The 17,477-nt window shown below is 34.4% G+C and carries 17 protein-coding genes; 8 read left to right on the plus strand and 9 right to left on the minus strand.

Annotation, left to right across the window (positions count from 1 at the left end; genetic code table 11):
- Positions 1-32 precede the first annotated feature (32 nt).
- Entirely contained in the window at positions 33-383 is a 351-nt protein-coding gene (locus JI747_RS03150; protein ID WP_225686228.1) for a 4Fe-4S binding protein, read from the minus strand.
- Positions 384-442: 59 nt separating this feature from the next.
- Here JI747_RS03150 and JI747_RS03155 point away from each other — a divergent pair, with 59 nt between their 5' ends.
- From JI747_RS03155 to JI747_RS03165, 3 genes are read left to right on the plus strand one after another with little or no spacing between them, the layout of a single operon-like run.
- A complete protein-coding gene (locus tag JI747_RS03155; RefSeq protein ID WP_225686229.1) occupies positions 443-1,477 on the plus strand; it encodes an acyl-CoA reductase in 1,035 nt (344 codons plus the stop codon).
- 46 nt (positions 1,478-1,523) lie between these two features.
- Complete coding sequence (locus tag JI747_RS03160; RefSeq protein ID WP_225686230.1) at positions 1,524-1,970, plus strand: peptidylprolyl isomerase; 447 nt, start codon at positions 1,524-1,526, stop codon at positions 1,968-1,970.
- A 32-nt stretch (positions 1,971-2,002) separates the two neighbouring features.
- Entirely contained in the window at positions 2,003-2,692 is a 690-nt protein-coding gene (locus JI747_RS03165; RefSeq protein ID WP_225686231.1) for a Bax inhibitor-1/YccA family protein, read from the plus strand.
- Positions 2,693-2,887: 195 nt separating this feature from the next.
- Here JI747_RS03165 and JI747_RS03170 read toward each other — a convergent pair whose 3' ends face one another.
- From JI747_RS03170 to JI747_RS03190, 5 genes are all read right to left on the minus strand, one after another.
- On the minus strand, positions 2,888-3,136 hold the full coding sequence (locus tag JI747_RS03170) for a DUF6952 family protein (RefSeq protein ID WP_225686232.1): 249 nt from the start codon (positions 3,134-3,136) through the stop codon (positions 2,888-2,890).
- 2 nt (positions 3,137-3,138) lie between these two features.
- A complete protein-coding gene (locus tag JI747_RS03175) occupies positions 3,139-3,444 on the minus strand; it encodes a thioredoxin family protein (protein WP_225686233.1) in 306 nt (101 codons plus the stop codon).
- A 125-nt stretch (positions 3,445-3,569) separates the two neighbouring features.
- Positions 3,570-4,202 carry a peroxiredoxin gene (locus JI747_RS03180; RefSeq protein ID WP_225686235.1) on the minus strand — a complete coding sequence of 211 codons (633 nt, stop codon included), beginning with the start codon at positions 4,200-4,202 and terminating at the stop codon, positions 3,570-3,572.
- A gap of 149 nt (positions 4,203-4,351) precedes the next feature.
- Complete coding sequence (locus JI747_RS03185; protein WP_225686236.1) at positions 4,352-7,291, minus strand: M16 family metallopeptidase; 2,940 nt, start codon at positions 7,289-7,291, stop codon at positions 4,352-4,354.
- A 19-nt stretch (positions 7,292-7,310) separates the two neighbouring features.
- Positions 7,311-8,504: a pyridoxal phosphate-dependent aminotransferase gene (locus JI747_RS03190; protein ID WP_225686237.1), complete on the minus strand. Its 1,194-nt coding sequence runs from the start codon at positions 8,502-8,504 to the stop codon at positions 7,311-7,313.
- Between the two features lie 138 nt (positions 8,505-8,642).
- Here JI747_RS03190 and JI747_RS03195 point away from each other — a divergent pair, with 138 nt between their 5' ends.
- From JI747_RS03195 to JI747_RS03215, 5 genes are all read left to right on the plus strand, one after another.
- Positions 8,643-9,464, plus strand: coding sequence for a GLPGLI family protein (locus tag JI747_RS03195; protein ID WP_225686238.1), 822 nt, complete (start codon positions 8,643-8,645; stop codon positions 9,462-9,464).
- A gap of 112 nt (positions 9,465-9,576) precedes the next feature.
- Complete coding sequence (gene rsmG / locus JI747_RS03200) at positions 9,577-10,212, plus strand: 16S rRNA (guanine(527)-N(7))-methyltransferase RsmG (RefSeq protein WP_225686239.1); 636 nt, start codon at positions 9,577-9,579, stop codon at positions 10,210-10,212.
- Between the two features lie 35 nt (positions 10,213-10,247).
- Positions 10,248-10,655: a hypothetical protein gene (locus tag JI747_RS03205; protein WP_225686240.1), complete on the plus strand. Its 408-nt coding sequence runs from the start codon at positions 10,248-10,250 to the stop codon at positions 10,653-10,655.
- Positions 10,656-11,195: a DUF922 domain-containing protein gene (locus tag JI747_RS03210; RefSeq protein WP_225686241.1), complete on the plus strand. Its 540-nt coding sequence runs from the start codon at positions 10,656-10,658 to the stop codon at positions 11,193-11,195.
- Positions 11,192-13,888: a PD-(D/E)XK nuclease family protein gene (locus JI747_RS03215; protein WP_225686242.1), complete on the plus strand. Its 2,697-nt coding sequence runs from the start codon at positions 11,192-11,194 to the stop codon at positions 13,886-13,888. Before JI747_RS03210 ends, JI747_RS03215 begins: the two co-directional genes overlap by 4 nt.
- A 251-nt stretch (positions 13,889-14,139) precedes the next feature.
- Here JI747_RS03215 and JI747_RS03220 read toward each other — a convergent pair whose 3' ends face one another.
- The 3 genes from JI747_RS03220 to JI747_RS03230 form a co-directional block, all read right to left on the minus strand.
- Positions 14,140-15,318 carry an acyl-CoA dehydrogenase family protein gene (locus JI747_RS03220; protein WP_225686244.1) on the minus strand — a complete coding sequence of 393 codons (1,179 nt, stop codon included), beginning with the start codon at positions 15,316-15,318 and terminating at the stop codon, positions 14,140-14,142.
- 111 nt (positions 15,319-15,429) lie between these two features.
- Positions 15,430-16,224 carry an NUDIX hydrolase gene (locus JI747_RS03225; RefSeq protein WP_225686246.1) on the minus strand — a complete coding sequence of 265 codons (795 nt, stop codon included), beginning with the start codon at positions 16,222-16,224 and terminating at the stop codon, positions 15,430-15,432.
- A 16-nt stretch (positions 16,225-16,240) separates the two neighbouring features.
- Positions 16,241-17,434, minus strand: a complete 1,194-nt coding sequence (locus JI747_RS03230) for an MFS transporter (RefSeq protein ID WP_225686247.1) — start codon at positions 17,432-17,434, stop codon at positions 16,241-16,243.
- Positions 17,435-17,477 lie beyond the last annotated feature (43 nt).

Here is a 17,477-nt window from a genome sequence, read left to right on the forward strand (position 1 = left end):
AAACCGTCTCATAATGAATGAGACGGCAGTTTTTATTCTCCGTGTAAGAATGCTTTTTTATTTAGCAGTGCTTCTTCAGATTCTACATGGTCCTCATCCGGAACACAGCAATCTACAGGGCAAACTGCTGCACACTGTGGCTCTTCATGGAAGCCTTTACATTCTGTACACTTATCGGTTACAATGAAATAAACATCATCACTTACAGGCTCCTGTGGTGCATCTGCATCTACTGTAAGACCTGATGGCAATGTAATGGTACCTTTTAGTCCAGTACCTTCGGAAGCTTTCCAATCTACTGCTCCTTCATAAATTGCATTGTTTGGACATTCTGGTTCGCAGGCTCCGCAATTAATGCATTCATCAGTTATTTTAATAGCCATCGCTAATTTTTTTTAAATTTGCACAAAATTACAAAATATTCCCCAATTTAAAAGAAATTATGAATATTGAAAATCAAGTTTTAGGACTTATAAGACTTAGTGGATATCTGAAAGAGTTTTTATCAAAGAAATCGGAAGATTATAATGATAATGATGTGGATTTTGAGTTATTGTTGAAAAAGTCTGAAATAGAAAATCCATGGTTCACGATGGGAAACCACAAATTTGCCTTACAGCAGTGGGCGGATTTATTGACTGAAGAAAACATAAAGAATTGGCTTAAAGAATATACTGCCTCTAAAACATCGAAAAGAGTAGGGTTGATCTTGGCAGGAAATATTCCTCTGGTAGGACTTCATGATGTGATTTCTGTAGTATTGAGCAATCATATTCCGGTCATTAAGCTTTCGTCAAAAGACAGATACATGATTCCGTTTTTACTGAAGAAATGGAATGATTTTTCTGAAGGAAACGTCTCGTTTGAATTTGTTGAAAAATTAGAAAATTTTGATGCTGTCATTGCTACAGGAAGCAATAATACGGCAAGATATCTTGAATATTATTTTAAAGACCGTTTAAATATCATCAGAAAAAACAGAACCTCAATTGCTGTTTTGAAAGGGGATGAAACGGATGAAGAATTGCAGTTACTGGCAAAAGATATTTTTCAGTATTTCGGATTGGGATGCAGAAATGTAACCCGATTATTTATTCCTCAGGATTTTGTAATCGACAGAGTTTTTGAGAATTTCTTAAACTTCCAGGATGTAATTAATCATAATAAGTATGCAAACAATTATGATTATAACAGAGCGGTTTATCTTTTAAATCAGGAAAAATTCCTGGACAATAATTTTGTGATGCTGAAAGAAGATGACAAATTATTCAGTCCGCTTTCTGTGATTAATTTCAGCCGATATTCTTCTTTAGATGATGTTAAAAAATTTATTGCAGAGAATGAAGAAAATATTCAGTGTGTAGTGGCAAAAGATGAATTAGGGTTGGATTCCGTTCAACTGGGAGAGGCTCAAAATCCGGGATTAAACACATATGCTGATAATGTGGATACGATGAAGTTTTTAGAAGTTATTTAATTCTTTGTATATTCATCCCTTGAATTGATCAAATCAACAATAGTATATGAAAAAAATATTTCTGGTATTTGCTGTTTTCATGATGCAGCTTGGATTTTCACAAAAGGTGACAAGCCTGAAGGTGGAAAAAGGTGATCAAAAGGAAAAGCTTATAGAATTAAGTAAAAATCAAATTAGCTCTTATAATACTAACTTTTTAAAATTCTTAGCAGCTTTAAAAACTTCTGACCGTAAAGTTTCTGACGAATTGTTATCTGCAAAGGCAAAAGAGATTGTAACGGATAAAGTATATCAAAAGCTTTCTACGGATATTCACTTTAACAAAACGCTGGAAGTATTTAAATCAGGATACAAACCTATGATTGACGGAAGCTCGTATCCTATGATTCAGTACAAATATTCTGATGATAAATCTGCAGTTCCGGCAGAACTGGTAACTGTGGTATTTGAAGAAAGCGGGAAGATTCTTGGGGTAAAACCTTTTAAGAAATAAATATATTTAAAATTACACAAAAAACATTAACTATGATGACAGATGCACTAGTCGCTCATTCTTCAGAGATAGAACAAGCGGATTTTTACAAAAAAACGTATTTACACGTTGCTTTATCTATTCTTGCGTTTATTGGAGTAGAAACTGTATTGCTAAAGGTGGTTCCTGTGGAACTTATTGCTATGATGTTTAAAACAAGTTACACTTGGTTATTAATTATCGGTGTCTTTTGGCTGGCTTCTTTTTTAGCGAATAAATGGTCGATGTCTCAAAGTCGTTCAACCCAATATTTAGGATTAGGATTTTATATTGTGTTTGAAGCAGTAATTTTCCTTCCTATCTTGTATATCGCGATAGGATATTCAGGTGGAGGAGCAGTAATCTTTCAGGCTGCAATGCTTACTATTGCCATGTTTGCAGGATTATCTCTGGTGGCTTTTACTTCCAAAAAGGATTTTTCTTTTTTAAGAAACATCATTATTATCGGAGGTTTCCTTTCGTTAGGATTAATTGTTGCCGGAGCGATTTTCGGATTCAACTTAGGACTTTGGTTTTCTGTCGGGATGGTAATTTTGGCTTCAGCAAGTATTTTGTATGAAACAAGTAAGCTGAAAAATGTATATACAACAGGTCAGTATGTAGGAGCTTCTTTACAGCTTTTTGCTTCTGTTATGTTGCTGTTCTGGTATATTTTGAGAATTTTAATGAGCAGAAGAAGCTAATTGTAGTGATGAGTTATGGATTATAAGATATGAGTTTCATTGAAATCTTATCATTCATTTTTATAAACCCAAAAAATCCTGATGTCTTTTCATCGGGATTTTTTATTGAAAAAATATAGGGAAACTTCGCGCGAAGTCTGTATTTTTTTGTTGAGAATTTGAAAGGTTTAAGGAAATTAAACTTTCAATTCCGTTTTACTTGTCAATAGATCCTAAAACCTTTTGAGCAAATGAGTTTAAAGCGTCCTTTTCACTCATTCCGTTCTGTACGTTGGCATGAACTTCTAAAGCTCCGCAGATGTTGGTAATTAATTCTCCTGCAACGTTTAAATCTTCTTCACTTGTTCCTCTGAACTCGCTGAAGCTTTCCAACACTTCTAGTGTTTTTTCAAGGTTCTCTTGAGTCTGATTCTGATAAAATTGTCTGATTACTGGTAATTTCATAATTACAATTCGTTAAATAAGTTAATTAAACTTTCTGCTTGGTTAGACTGAACCTGATTCACTAATTCTCCATTTTTGAAGATTGCGAAAGTAGGTAAGTTGTCAACTTTAGCAAGTTTTCTGCTTTCCGGTAATTTTTCTGCATCTACATAAAGGAAAGGAATGCTGTCGTTTTCAGAGGCCAGTTTTTTGAATTTCGGCTTCATGATTCGGCAGTTTCCACACCATGTCGCTCCATACTGTACAACCACTTTTTCATTATCGGTTACTATATTCTGTAGCGTATCTTCGGTTAATTCTGTATACATAATTTTGATTTGAAAATTTAGAAATTTGTTAATTTTAAAGTGCTAATCAATAGAAAATGAGATAATTTTTAAGTAATCATGTGATTAATTTTCAAATTATCTCATTTTCAAATTAACACATTGTATTAGTTCTTAGCTAAATACTCAGCAGTAGAAGTTCTGTCAGCTTTCATCGCTTCTTTTCCTTCTTCCCAGTTTGCAGGGCAAACTTCACCGTGCTTCTGAACGTGAGTATAAGCATCGATTAATCTTAAATATTCTTTTACGTTTCTACCTAGAGGCATATCATTTACCGACTCGTGGAAAATTTTTCCAGTTTCGTCGATAAGGTAAGTTGCTCTGTACGTAACGTTTGAACCAGTGAAAACTTCTTCACCTTCTTCATTGTATTCGAAATCCTGATCTACAATTCCCAATAGGTTGGCCAATTGTCTGTGGGTATCAGCTAAAAGCGGGTAAGTAACCCCTTCAATACCACCATTATCTTTTGAAACGTTCAACCAAGCGAAGTGTACTTCGTTTGTATCACAAGAAGCACCAATTACTTTTGTGTTTCTTTTTTCGAATTCACCTAAAGCCTCCTGAAAAGCGTGAAGTTCAGTCGGGCAAACAAAAGTGAAATCTTTTGGATACCAGAACAAAATAACTTTTTGTTGGTTTGTTGTAGCTTCTTCGAAGATGTTGATTCTAAGATCATCACCCATTTCAGACATTGCGTCTACCGTTACATTCGGGAATTTTTTTCCTACTAAAGACATAATTTTCTCGTTTTTATATTTAAATTTTCTGATACAAATGTATGAATATTCTATCTATCAAACAAATTGATTTTGATAAATAAAATCTATAATTGTTTTTGATTGATTATAAAGAAAAAAGCTCTGATTTCAGAGCTTTTTATTAAAATTTAATAACCAAATATTTCAGTTAACGTCAGTTTTTTTACTTCACCTAACTTTTTCATATCAGCTTCGTTTACTTTATCCTGGGAAGCCACTATACAGTAGGTATAATTTTTTCCTTTCATTTCCTTATCGTGGAAATTATTGATATCCGTAAAAGATAATTTTGGAGCAAGATCATACACGTTCTTTCTGATGTCAGTATTATTTCCAAGCTTTTGAGCTCTCAGATAAGAGAAGATGATTCCGTCCTGAGTAATTCTTTCGGAAGCAATTGTTTTTCTTAATCCGCTTTTTGCTGTTTCAAATAACTGATCAGATTTAGGAAGCGTGGTCAGAAGCTCATTCATTGCAGTGGTAGACTCATTGAATTTATCTGCCTGAGTTCCTACATACGCCAGAACCATACTTTTATCTTCTTTCTTACTTGGGTTCGCAAAATAAGAATAGGTAGAATAAGCTAATGCTTTAGATTCTCTAATGGTTTGGAAAACAATAGATCCCATTCCGCCACCAAAGTAATTGTTAAATAAGTTCACTGTTGGTGTTTCTGCAGCATTGTACTGATCTGCATTTCTTACCCAGAAGATCTCAGACTGTACCATATCGTAATGTGCAAACAAGACTTTGTTTTTATCTGTAGGAGTCTGCACAAACGTTTTTGTTTTGGTCAGCTCTTTAAGATCTTTTGGAAGGGTATGGATAGGTTTCAAAGAAGCTACAAGATCACTTCCTGATTTTGGACCATAGTATAATACTTTATGCTTATAATTAAATAGATCATGAAGAACTTTGATCAGGTCTTCTGCTTTTAAAGCATCTAATTCTGCATCGCTTAATACATTATTGAACGGATTTTGAGCTCCATACTGCGCGTAGCTTCTTAATCCTGACATGATGGTCCCTTTATTTTGTTTTGCGTTTGCTCTTGCTTTTTTAAGTCTTGTTTTATACGCGTCTAAAGCAGCCTGATCGGCTTGGCAATTTTTAATAAGGTCTTCGAAAAGAGCAGTCGTTTTATCAAAATTTTCATTAAGTCCTTCTAGACTAACATAAGTCTCTTCGTTACCTGCACCTACATTGAAGCTTGAAGCTAATTTATAAAACTCTTTGCTGATGGTTTCAGAAGATTTGTTTTTCGTTCCTAAATACTGAAGATATTCTGCAGCCAACGGAAGGATTTTATTGTTCCATTTTCCTGAATCGAAGTGGTAATATAATCTGAATAAAGCATTATCTGTATTTTTCACAGATAATACATCAATACTTCCTAATTTGTTTTTAGTAATATCTTTATCATAATTCAGCCATACCGGTGAAATTGCGTTTTCCGGCATTTCATCGATCTTTTTCAGGAAAGGAGACTGGTCTTCTCTGTTTACGGAAACGGGTGTAATGGTTGGTTTGTCAACTTTTACAATACTTTTGTCTTCTCCTTTTCTTTTATAGATCGCTACATAATTGTTTGCCTGCAGATATTTGGATGCAAAATCCATAATGTCTTTTTTGGTAAGCTTGGAGATTTCGTCTACGTATTCCAAAGAAACTTTATGATCAATATCAGAAGTAAATTCATCCATCAGAATTCCTGCTCTGGAAGAATATTTTTCATCCTTTTGAATGATGTTTTTCTTTTCGTTATTAACGATAGATTCAATAAGATCGTCTGAAAATTCTCCTTTTCTTAATTTATCAATCTCCTGAAGTAAAAGACTTCTCACTTCATCCAGAGATTGGCCTTCTGTAGGTCTTCCCTGTAATAAAAGGACTGAGTAATCTTTCAAGACATACGGATAGGCACCAGCAGATAATAATTTTTGTTTTTTTACGAGATCTAAATCAATTAAACCGGCTTGTCCGTTAGTAAGCATATTACCTACTAAATTAAGCAGTCTTGCATCTTTGGTGGTTGCTCCCGGAAATCTAAACCCAAGCATTACGTTTTCAGGATTAGGTCCTACAACTTCCTTTACAATAGGAGAGGTGATCGGTTTTTCCTGCCCAATTTTGTATTCCGGAATCGATTTGGTCTTCATGTAAGAGAAAGCTTTATCAATTTTGGCGATCACTTCATCCGGATTGAAATCTCCGGACATGATGATTCCCATGTTATTAGGAACATAATACGTGTCAAAATACTGACGGATTGCCTTCAAAGAAGGATTTTTAAGGTGTTCTATGGTTCCGATGGTTGTTTGCTTTCCGTAATTGTTATTAGGGAAAAGACTTGCAAACATCATATCGTATACTTTATCACCGTCATCATCCAGAGATCTGTTTTTCTCTTCGTATACTGCTTCTAATTCAGTATGAAAAAGCCTTAAAACAGGCTGTCTGAATCTTTCCGATTGTAACGCAAGAAATTTATCTACAACATTGGAAGGGATATCTTCTGTATAAACGGTCTGTTCAAAAGAAGTGAAAGCATTCGTTCCGTCTGCACCCATTCCTGCCATCATTTTGTCATACTCATTGGCAATGGCAAATTTTGCAGCTTCTCCGGAAACCCTGTCTATTTCTTTATAGATTTCTTTTCTTTTGCTTTCGTCTTTCGTGGAATTGTACTTTTCATAAAGCGCATCGATCTGATCCAGAATTGGCTTTTCTTTTGCCCAGTCTTTTGAACCGAATTTATCAGTTCCTTTGAAAAGCATATGCTCCAGATAATGGGCAAGACCTGTATGATCGGCAGGATCTGTTTTGCTTCCTGCTTTTGTCGCGATATAGGTTTGAATTCTTGGATCTTTGTTGGTAGGGCTCAGAATAACGGTAAGTCCGTTTTTCAATTTATAATACCTTGCTGCAGTAGGATCATTCGTTACATATTTGTACGTATATCCGTTTGATGTGGCTTCCTTCCACTGGAAATCCTGTCCGTAAGTATACCCAACAAAACTTGCCGCGGCAATACTGGTTACAATACTGATTTTTTTTAAAAAGTTCATTCTATATTTTTTGATTCGTTTAATTGAATGGTTCTAGTAAGTTTTTAATACGTTTCATGGCTTCTCTCAACTCTTCTTCAGAAGCCGCATAAGAAAAGCGGATACATTCAGGACTTCCGAAAGAAACTCCTCCTACACATCCTACATGAGCATTTTCTAACAGAAACATAGCGAAATCGTCAGAATCTTTAATCTCAGTTCCGTTTAATGTTTTTCCAATATAATGAGAAATATCCGGGAAGAAATAGAAAGCCGCTTTAGGAAGCAACACTTTAAATCCAGGGATTTCTTTCATTAGATCATACACAAGATCTCTTCTTTTCTTGAAAGCGTCAATCATGTATTTATATTCGGAAGGATCTGTTTTTAAAGCTACAATAGAAGCTCTTTGAGCTACTGTATTCGCACCGCTTGTCATTTGTCCCTGCACTTTTTCACAAGCTTTGGCCAGCCATTCCGGACACGCGGAATAACCGATTCTCCAGCCGGTCATCGCAAACGCTTTAGACATACCGTTGATTACAGCTGTCTGCTCATATACTTCAGGAAACTGTGCAATAGAAGTGGTTTTCGTCTCGTAATTGATATATTCGTAGATCTCGTCAGAAATCACCGTTACATGAGGATATTTGGCAATTACTTTTGCTAAAGACTTCAGCTCATCATAAGTATAATATCCTCCGGAAGGATTACAAGGTGAACTGAATAAGACCGCTTTAGTTTTATCTGTAATCGCTTCTTCCAATTGTTCCGCTGTAATTTTAAAATCTGTAACGTAAGAAGTAGGAAGCATTACAGAATTTCCGCCCATCATTTTTACCATTTCATCATAGCTTACCCAGTACGGATTTGGTAATATTACCTCATCTCCATCATTTATAAGTGCTGCTAAAACATTGATAATTGACTGTTTTGCACCATTGGAAACACAGATCTGTGTAGGTTTGTATTCTAAATGATTGTCTCTTTTAAGCTTCTGAGCAATTGCTTCACGAAGTTCTAAGAATCCCGGAACAGGAGAGTAGTGACTGTAGTTTTCATTAATGGCATCAAATGCAGCTTGTTTTATATTATCTGGAACATCAAAATCCGGTTCCCCTAATGTTAAACTGATAACGTTTATACCGTTAGCTTTCATTTCTCTGGCCTTGTTAGACATCACGAAAGTCTGTGAGTATCCTAATCTGTTTACTCTATCTGAAAGTTTGTTCATGAATTTTTTTTGAATTTTAACAAATATATATAATAAAATTCTCTCGGGAAACAGAAATAGGCCAAGATTAATTTTTTTTGAATTTTAATCACTAGATTTGGACATATTAAGAATATTAAATTCTAAAAAATGAGTAAAATGTTTAAATTTTTATTTTTGTTATTGGCGTCCTTTTGTTCAGCTCAGAGCTATCGTTTTGTGTACGAATATAAGATGAAACCGGATCTTAAAATCGATTCTCTTGTTACTGATTATATGAATCTGGATTCGGATGGGAAAAAATCTTATTTCTACAATGCTGCGAAATACGAAAGAGATTCTACATATAACAGAACAAAAAATAATGCAGTTCTTTATAATGGTAAAAAATATGACCAGAATCTGGGGTACATTGTTGAGAAAGAGTATGCTCAGAAAAATATAAAGTTTTATGATAAATATAAAACAGCCAATCTTTTAGTCATTGAAGACGAAGCCCCAAAGTGGAATATTGAAAAAGAATTTTTAAAAATCAACAATATCAACTGTCAAAAAGCAACCACCAACTATAAAGGAAGAACTTGGGAAGCCTGGTTCAGCAAGGAATATCCGATTAACGACGGACCTTATAAATTCATAGGACTTCCGGGGTTGATTGTACGTCTTAAAGACAGTGAAGGAAATCATGCTTTTAATTTAATTCAGATCAAAAAAATAAAGGCCCTCTTTGCTTTTCTGCCAAAGAATAATAAAGAAATGAGCTGGAAAGAGTACAGGAAAGCCATAATGACCTATACGCCTAATCTTGCTGATGATATTGAGAGTATGAGTATTGAAAAAAATGTAGGAGCAATGAATATTCAGTTCAAAGACGGATATGTAGGGAAATTTGATGTCGAAAAATTGAAAAAAAACGGCAATATGGATGCTGAAATTGCAAAAATACTTCGCCGAACCAATAACCCGATTGAAAAAGAATAAAATAAAAAAGACTGTCTGTTGATGGTCTTTTTTTACGAAATAGAATCAGGTGAAATTTAAATATTTGACCAAAGCCAATAAAAACTTATTTTTGCAGATTATAATAATTGATATGTCTACCTCGTTACTATTAAAATATTTCCCCGATCTTACTGAAACACAGATTGAACAGTTTTCAAAATTAGAAGCTCTTTATAATGAGTGGAATGAAAAGATCAATGTAATTTCCAGAAAAGATATGGAATCACTGTATGAAAAACATATTCTGCACTCTTTAGGAATTGCGAAGGTGATGGAATTTGCACCGGGTACAAAAGTTTTGGACATCGGAACAGGAGGAGGCTTTCCGGGAATTCCTTTGGCAATACTCTTTCCGGAATCAGAATTCACCATGATTGATTCTATCGGAAAAAAGATTACTGTCGTAAATGCAGTTGCAGAAGGCGTTGGATTGAAAAACGTAACCGCTATCCATGGAAGAGCTGAAAAGCTGAAAGAAAAATTCCATTTTGTAGTGAGCAGAGCAGTTACCCAAATGCCGGAATTTTTAAGATGGCTGAAAGGGAAATTTGAAAAAGAACAGCTCAATACAAAACACAATGGTGTTCTTTATTTAAAAGGAGGAGATCTTGCAGAAGAACTTGCAGGACTTAAATGTGAAATCTATAGTCTTAAAAATTATTTTGAAGGAGAATTCTTTGACACAAAAAAAGTAGTCTATCTCTCAAAAGGTAATTTTAATTCGTAAATTTATATTTCTAAATCAAAATTAATGGAATAGCTATGAAAAAATTGATAAATATTGGAATTTCTGTGGTTGTGTTGGGATTAATTTTGACGTCATGTAATGATGATGATAACTATCAAACCGTAGAAGCAGTAGAGAAAGTAAAAATTGATAGCGTGAAAATTATCAATGATACGATGGATGTTTTTACCGTTCAAAGTATTAAAACATACTCTGTTTATCAATCTAATTGTGAAGGTTTTTACGGTTATGATTATATTCATGATGATAATGTAACAAGATCAGTTACTGCTTATAAATTTAGAACAGACGGAGGCTGTGAACCTTCCACAAAAACCTTTGCTAATCAGATCAAATTCAGTCCGCAACAGACAGGAACGTATACTTTTAAGTTCTGGAACGGAGGAAATACTTGGATTACCAAAACAATTGTAGTAGAATAAATGCTGAAATTTATTGTTGTATTGTGTTCTTTATTCTCCATTCAGGCATTGAGTCAGAAAATAAGCTGGAGCGAGAATACAAAACTTAAATGGGAAAACTTCCAAAGTCCTGTTAACCGAAAAAGCAATCCTGATGTAGTCGCTTATACCCATTGCGGATGGGAATATTCTGTGGTGAAATCCAGTAATCCGAAAGCAGCAATTGAGTTTAATGTAGAAACCATCTTTAATGAAGATAAATCTTGGAAAGATGCAAAAAGAACCAATGATTATGTGCTCTTACACGAACAGAAACATTTCGATATTGCAGAAATATTTGCCAGAAAACTGAGAAAAGAAGTTCAGGAAAAGATTAAAACCTCTGCAGATTTCGACAAGTATTTTAAAGGGATTTATGCCGCAATTTCAAACGAATATAAAAACTTTCAGATTACCTACGATAAAGAGACAGGACACGGCATCAACAAAGAAAAACAGGCTGAATACAATACATTAATTTCTTCAGAATTAGAAAATTTAAAAAACTTTAAAACCTCTTGAAGTTCCTCAATAAAATTATTCACGAATTATTAGCTCAAAGTTCTGATCTTTCCGAGTTCAATATCGTATTGCCGGGAAAACGTCCCATTGTTTTTATCAGAAGAATTTTAGAAGAAAATAACTATTCAGGTTTTTTGCCCAATTTTTTTACGGTAGAAGAACTGATCAATCAGATTGCAGACAAACAGCCGATTCAGGGCATTTCTTTGTGGCTTTTTGCATTTGATGTCTATAAAAGCCTTAATCTTATTCCAAGAGACAATTTTTCGGATTTTTTGAAATGGTTTCCGACTTTACAGAAAGACTGGGACGATATTTTAAAGTTTTCAGAGAGCGGCGATCAGGTAGTTCTCCAATATATGTTCGATGAAGAGAGGATTAAAGACTGGGCGCAGAATTTGGGAGAAGATGATGAGGTTCCGAGAAAAAAATTCCTGAACTTCTGGAAAAATATGAACGTTTTTCTTCCCGTTCTGAAACAAAAATTACAGGAGAAAAACTGGGCTACTTCCGGAATGATTCATGAAACCGCAAAAGCTGAAATTGATCATTTTGCTAAAAATACCAAAGAAAAATTTGTTTTCTGTGGGTTCAACGCCTTTACTCCGGTTGAAGAAAAACTGGTAAGAAGTCTTTTAAAATGGGATAAAGGACAATGTTTCTTTCAGGCAGATCATTATTATTTTGATGATGAAAGACAGGAAGCCGGAAAATTTCTGAGAAATCATAAAACTTGGAAAGAATTCAACGATCACAGAGCTTTTAACTGGATCGAAGATGATTTTAACCAGCCTAAAAATATAAAAGTATATGAGGTTTCAGGAAACATTACCCAAACAAAAGTATTGCCTGAAATCTTTAAGGAAATAGAAAATAAGACGTATTCCAATACAGCAGTTGTCCTGCTGGATGAAAATTTGCTTCCTGCAAGTTTAGATGTCATGTACGGAGTTCAGAATCTGAATATCACGATGGGATTTCCGTTGAAGAATCTTTCGTTTTCCAACGCGGTAAAACAGCTTTTTTATCTTCAGAAACAACTGGAAAAAAACAAATCCTCTTACTATTATCGCGATGTTTTTCCTATTCTTGAAGAACTTCCGAAATCTGCTGAAGACGAATTGGTGATCAATCAGTTTAAAGCAAAAGTAGAAGAGAGGAATATTGTTTATATATCAAGAAAATTATTACAGGAGCTTTTAGGAGAATTGTCATATTCTAATTTGCTTCAGAAAGCAGATTCCACGAATGTTTATTTAGATGCTTTAATTGATTTTTGTAAGAAAGTAAAATGGCTGGAAATAGATGATATACAATATGAAAACGTATCTCACTTCGAGAATTCATTTAGGATTATAAAAAACCAGCTGAGTCCGTATGATTTTGAAATCACAATGGAAACACTGGAGGTTTTAATCAATCAGCATATCAATTCGGAGAGCATAGATTTTCAGGGAGAGCCTTTAAGAGGATTGCAGATTATGGGACTTTTGGAGACCCGTCTTTTAAATTTTGAGAATGTAATCCTGCTTTCTGTAAACGAAGGGAAATTGCCGCTCGGAAACTCTCAGAATACCTATATTCCGTTTGACATCCGTAAGTTTTTTGATCTGCATACATTTTTGGAGAACGACAGTATTTATGCCTATCATTTTTACCGTTTGATTCAGGATTCCCAGAATTTACATCTCCTGTTCAATGCATTAAGTTCAGGAGTGAATTCGGGAGAAAAGAGCCGGTTTATTACCCAGATCGAAATGGAAAGTTCTCACCATATTGAACACCTTATTATAGAGAATTCATCTGAGCCTATCATTACCGAACCTATTGAGTTTATAAAGACACCTGTGGTCTTGGAGAAACTTGAAAAATGGAAAGAAAAAGTTTCGGCTTCCCACCTTACAAGTTACCTGTATAACCCCGTCGATTTTTATCTTTCTAAGATTTTAAACACTTCCGAAAACGATGAAATTGAAGAAGAACTATCGGTTAAAAATTACGGAAATTTAGTTCACTATACCCTTCAAGAAGTATATGAGGTTTTGAAAGGTAAGGTGTTAAAAGAAAATGATTTAAAAGTTTCAATTAAAGAAATAGATAAATATATTAATATTGCTATCGACAAGCTGAAACATCAGCCGGAATTTTATGAAAAGGGAATGAATTTCATTCACAAAGCCATTGCTAAAAAAGTGATCGAAAGCATTCTGAATTATGATCTTGATCTTGTGAAAAACGGAAATAAACTCGAAATTTTAGATATTGAAAAGCGGTTTGAAAATGTAGATTTCTATCTCGATGCATCGCACAAAATATCATTTTTCGGATTTATTGACCGGATCGACCGATTAAACGGAACGCTGAGAATTATCGATTATAAAACTGCAAAAATCAAAAATCTGATCGTTAAAATTGATCAGGACAATGTTGAAGAATATTTCCACAACAGCGACCGCAAACAAGCCTTACAGCTGTGTATTTATCAATATGTGGTACAGAATCTTCCAGAGTTTTGGGGTCTTCCTATTGAAACCGGAATCTGGAGTTTTGCCGAAGCCAAAAAAGGTGTGGTATCATTGCAGTTTGAAAAGGGAGATATAGATGATGCCATGAAGTCTATTAAAAGCTTAATTGAGGAAATTCTGAATCCAGAGATGAATTTTATTGAAGAGATTAAGACTTATTCTATTTAATTTTTTAATATCAAAGAGATTTTTATTTTAACGCAAAGTTTAAATAGGGTATTGATGATAATTTAAGTGAGCAAAGATTTAATCAACAAGTTGATTGGATGAAGCTTCCGATATTGCTTCGCGAAACAATTTATTGTCTTTGCATTCTTAAATAAAACATATCATTATAGTTCTTTGCGTTTAAGCAAATACAAAAAAGAGCATGATCATTTTAAAATTGGTCATGCTCTTTTATATTCGATTTCTATATCCTAGAATGCGTTAATTCCGGTAATATCTAAACCAGTGATCAATAAATGAACATCATGCGTTCCTTCGTAAGTAATTACGGATTCTAGGTTTGCAGCGTGTCTCATCATCGGGAACTCACCCATGATTCCCATTCCACCAAGGATTTGGCGGGATTCTCTTGCAATATCAATCGCCATTTTTACATTGTTTCTTTTCGCCATAGAGATTTGAGCAGGAGTCGCTTTATGAGCGTTTTTAAGACTTCCTAGTTGTAAGCAAAGTAATTGCGCCTTAGTGATTTCAGTCAGGAATTCTGCTAATTTTTTCTGTTGTAACTGATAAGAACCGATTGGTTTTCCAAATTGCTTTCTTTCTTTAGAATACTGAACTGCAGTACAATAACAGTCAATAGCAGCTCCGATTACACCCCATGAAATTCCGTATCTCGCTGAATTCAGACAAGACAAAGGTCCTTTTAATCCTGTAACTCCCGGAAGTAAATTTTCTTTCGGAACTTTCACGTCATTGAAAACCAATTCTCCTGTTTTGGAAGCTCTTAAGCTCCATTTATTGTGGGTTTCAGGAGTTGTAAAGCCTTCCATTCCTCTTTCAACGATTAATCCCTGAACTTTTCCTTCTTCATTCTTAGCCCAGACTACAGCGATATCGCAAAGCGGGGAATTGGTGATCCACATTTTGGCTCCATTCAAAAGATAATGATCTCCCATATCTTTAAAATAGGTTTCCATAGAACCCGGATCAGAACCGTGATTAGGCTCTGTCAGTCCAAAAGAACCGATCATTTCTCCTGAAGCTAACTTTGGTAAATATTTTCTTTTCTGTTCTTCAGAACCGAATTCATTGATAGGGAACATAACTAAAGAACTTTGCACAGATGCTGCAGAACGAACGGCAGAATCTCCTCTTTCCAGCTCCTGCATGATCAAACCGTAAGAAATCTGATCAAGACCGGAACCTCCATACTCAACCGGAATATAAGGACCCAATGCTCCAGCTTTTCCCAATTCTCTCATCAAGCCTGGAATATCGGTATGATTTTGTGCAGCATGATCAATCTGTGGCATGACAAAACTTTCTACCCATTCTCTGATCGATTGGCGTATAAGTTTGTGTTCTTCGGTAAGTAAAGCATCAATTCCGTAATAATCCGGGATCGATGTAAGAGGATAATATGACATTGTAATTTAATTTTTCTAAAAGTAATACTTTTCGCTATTCCGGAGAAATTTTTTTTGAATGCCTGATAAGAATTGATTTTTTCACCTTTTTGAATAGGCTAAAAGCCTCAATTATTCCTCATCCTCTTTGTCATTTGAGATAGGATACTGATTAGGTGAATTATGAACTTTACTTTTGAACTTGTAGAGATAAGGAGCTTTATTTGCAGACCCGTCATATAACTTTTCCAACCTGTCAAGAATGTTGAGGCTCAGTATTTTACGCTGAAAATTATTTCTTCTGAATTTCTCACCCAAAATGGTTTCATAGAGAGATTGCAGATCTTTCATGGTAAACTTTTCAGGAAGCAAATTACTGGCTGCAACTTCCGTATTGATATTCATTCTCAGATATTCAAGACCTGTTTCTATGATTCTGTCATGATCAAATGCCATTTGAGGAAGATTATTCACCTCAAACCATTCACAGGTTTCGTTAAAGGCATCAGGAAATGTATTAGCAAGAGAAAAATCTATTAAACTACAATACCCTACTGTGATGAATCTTTGAAAAATCCAGTGATCTTTAGGGATTTCAATTCCTTTGTTCTGAAGCAAAATCTGGTGTACATTGTTTTCGGTACGGTCTATTCTTCCAAAGGTGTGAAACTGTTTCAGAAAAATATCTTTTATATGTGTTCTTTCATACAAAACACGGGCTGCAGCTTCTCTGAGATCTTCATCATTAAAGACAAATCCGCCGGGAAGTGACCACAAATTGAGGTCATGATACTTCAAAAGCAATACTTTCAGGATATTATTATGAAAACCAAATATGGTACAATCTACAGATACATGGGCTACAAAGTCTTTTGTATCAATAAGTTCCTGAAGGTTTTGTTTATTTTTTGTGTCTTTGATTTCCATGGGAGTAAAAGTAAAATTATTTTCCTAATGTTTTTCTACTTATTGTAAAATAGACTAAACTTATTGTAAATAACATAAGTACAGCGAATAAAATATAAACTGAATAGTAGTTCAGTAACTGGTTTCCAAATAAAATTGACATCATAATAGAGCTTACAGAGCTCCCTAATGATGAAAAAATAACAACTAATGAAGTGAAAATATTGACTCTTTCCTTATCAACAAGGGTAATCATTTTTGAATTGATAACAGGGTAGAGTGGCGATAAGAAAAGACCTATTACAGGGAATAAAAACAATAATATTTTTGAGTTTTCCGGGCCGAGAAACTGTATTCCAATAATAATTGATATGACTGAAACAATCAGTATAAGGCACCAAACATAATATTTTGATAAAGGAAATCTATGGATGATATTGGAGGTAATCATTCTTCCTACATAAGAGAAAAGTGCCAGAAATGACGAAGCCTGAAGGGCGAAAAATGAATTGACCTTTAAATGATTTTTATAAAAAGAAGGCAGCCAGGAATTAAAACTCTGTTCCACAAAAACGATGGAAAATAATACTGCTAAAAATACAACAACCAAAGGATTGACGAATTCTGAAAGTTCTTTGATCAGATTTTCTTTTTCTTTTTTTACAGGTTCAGCAATCTCAAGTCTGGAAAATAAAAAAATAGTAACTGCCGATAATACAGAGATAAATAAGAACCCAAATTTCCAATATTGAGAAAACTGGCTTGAGATCAGCCATCCAAATCCTGTATTTACGACAAAAATCCCGATCATAAAAGAAGCTTCCACACTATTCATTGTTTTTGCAAGAGATTTTTCATCTGAAATATTGTTACGGATAACTCCAAACACACATATTTTACCAATCGCAAAGCAGGTTCCAATGATAGCGAACCAAAGTTTATAAAACCAGAACACTTCTACAAACGGTAAAATAAGAGAACAAATTCCGACAATACTTAATGCTAAAATCAATGATTTTTTTGTCCCGAATCTGCTGATAAAGTTGACAGCAAAAAGTGAAATAAAGGCAACGGGAATATCTTTAAATGACTCTAAAAATCCCAATTTATCGTATGTGATTTTTGCCTCAGAAAGTTGCAGAATTACAATGCCCATGCAGTTTAAAACCATTGAAAAAATAAAGAAAGTAAGTTTCAGCGGAAGGGAGATTTTGGAGAGCTTGGTCGTCATTTCAGGGATTTATTTTGTTCTGTTTTATGAAAATTTAAGGTTT

The organism is Chryseobacterium tagetis (assembly GCF_016735585.2).
In the GTDB taxonomy this organism is placed as follows: domain Bacteria; phylum Bacteroidota; class Bacteroidia; order Flavobacteriales; family Weeksellaceae; genus Chryseobacterium; species Chryseobacterium tagetis.

Coding starts and splice junctions, on each gene's coding strand:
- JI747_RS03150 (WP_225686228.1), bottom strand. CDS start 383: ATGGCTATTAAAATAACTGATGAATGCATTAATTGCGGAGCCTGCGAA.
- JI747_RS03155 (WP_225686229.1), top strand. CDS start 443: ATGAATATTGAAAATCAAGTTTTAGGACTTATAAGACTTAGTGGATAT.
- JI747_RS03160 (WP_225686230.1), top strand. CDS start 1,524: ATGAAAAAAATATTTCTGGTATTTGCTGTTTTCATGATGCAGCTTGGA.
- JI747_RS03165 (WP_225686231.1), top strand. CDS start 2,003: ATGATGACAGATGCACTAGTCGCTCATTCTTCAGAGATAGAACAAGCG.
- JI747_RS03170 (WP_225686232.1), bottom strand. CDS start 3,136: ATGAAATTACCAGTAATCAGACAATTTTATCAGAATCAGACTCAAGAG.
- JI747_RS03175 (WP_225686233.1), bottom strand. CDS start 3,444: ATGTATACAGAATTAACCGAAGATACGCTACAGAATATAGTAACCGAT.
- JI747_RS03180 (WP_225686235.1), bottom strand. CDS start 4,202: ATGTCTTTAGTAGGAAAAAAATTCCCGAATGTAACGGTAGACGCAATG.
- JI747_RS03185 (WP_225686236.1), bottom strand. CDS start 7,291: ATGAACTTTTTAAAAAAAATCAGTATTGTAACCAGTATTGCCGCGGCA.
- JI747_RS03190 (WP_225686237.1), bottom strand. CDS start 8,504: ATGAACAAACTTTCAGATAGAGTAAACAGATTAGGATACTCACAGACT.
- JI747_RS03195 (WP_225686238.1), top strand. CDS start 8,643: ATGTTTAAATTTTTATTTTTGTTATTGGCGTCCTTTTGTTCAGCTCAG.
- rsmG (WP_225686239.1), top strand. CDS start 9,577: ATGTCTACCTCGTTACTATTAAAATATTTCCCCGATCTTACTGAAACA.
- JI747_RS03205 (WP_225686240.1), top strand. CDS start 10,248: ATGAAAAAATTGATAAATATTGGAATTTCTGTGGTTGTGTTGGGATTA.
- JI747_RS03210 (WP_225686241.1), top strand. CDS start 10,656: ATGCTGAAATTTATTGTTGTATTGTGTTCTTTATTCTCCATTCAGGCA.
- JI747_RS03220 (WP_225686244.1), bottom strand. CDS start 15,318: ATGTCATATTATCCTCTTACATCGATCCCGGATTATTACGGAATTGAT.
- JI747_RS03225 (WP_225686246.1), bottom strand. CDS start 16,224: ATGGAAATCAAAGACACAAAAAATAAACAAAACCTTCAGGAACTTATT.
- JI747_RS03230 (WP_225686247.1), bottom strand. CDS start 17,434: ATGACGACCAAGCTCTCCAAAATCTCCCTTCCGCTGAAACTTACTTTC.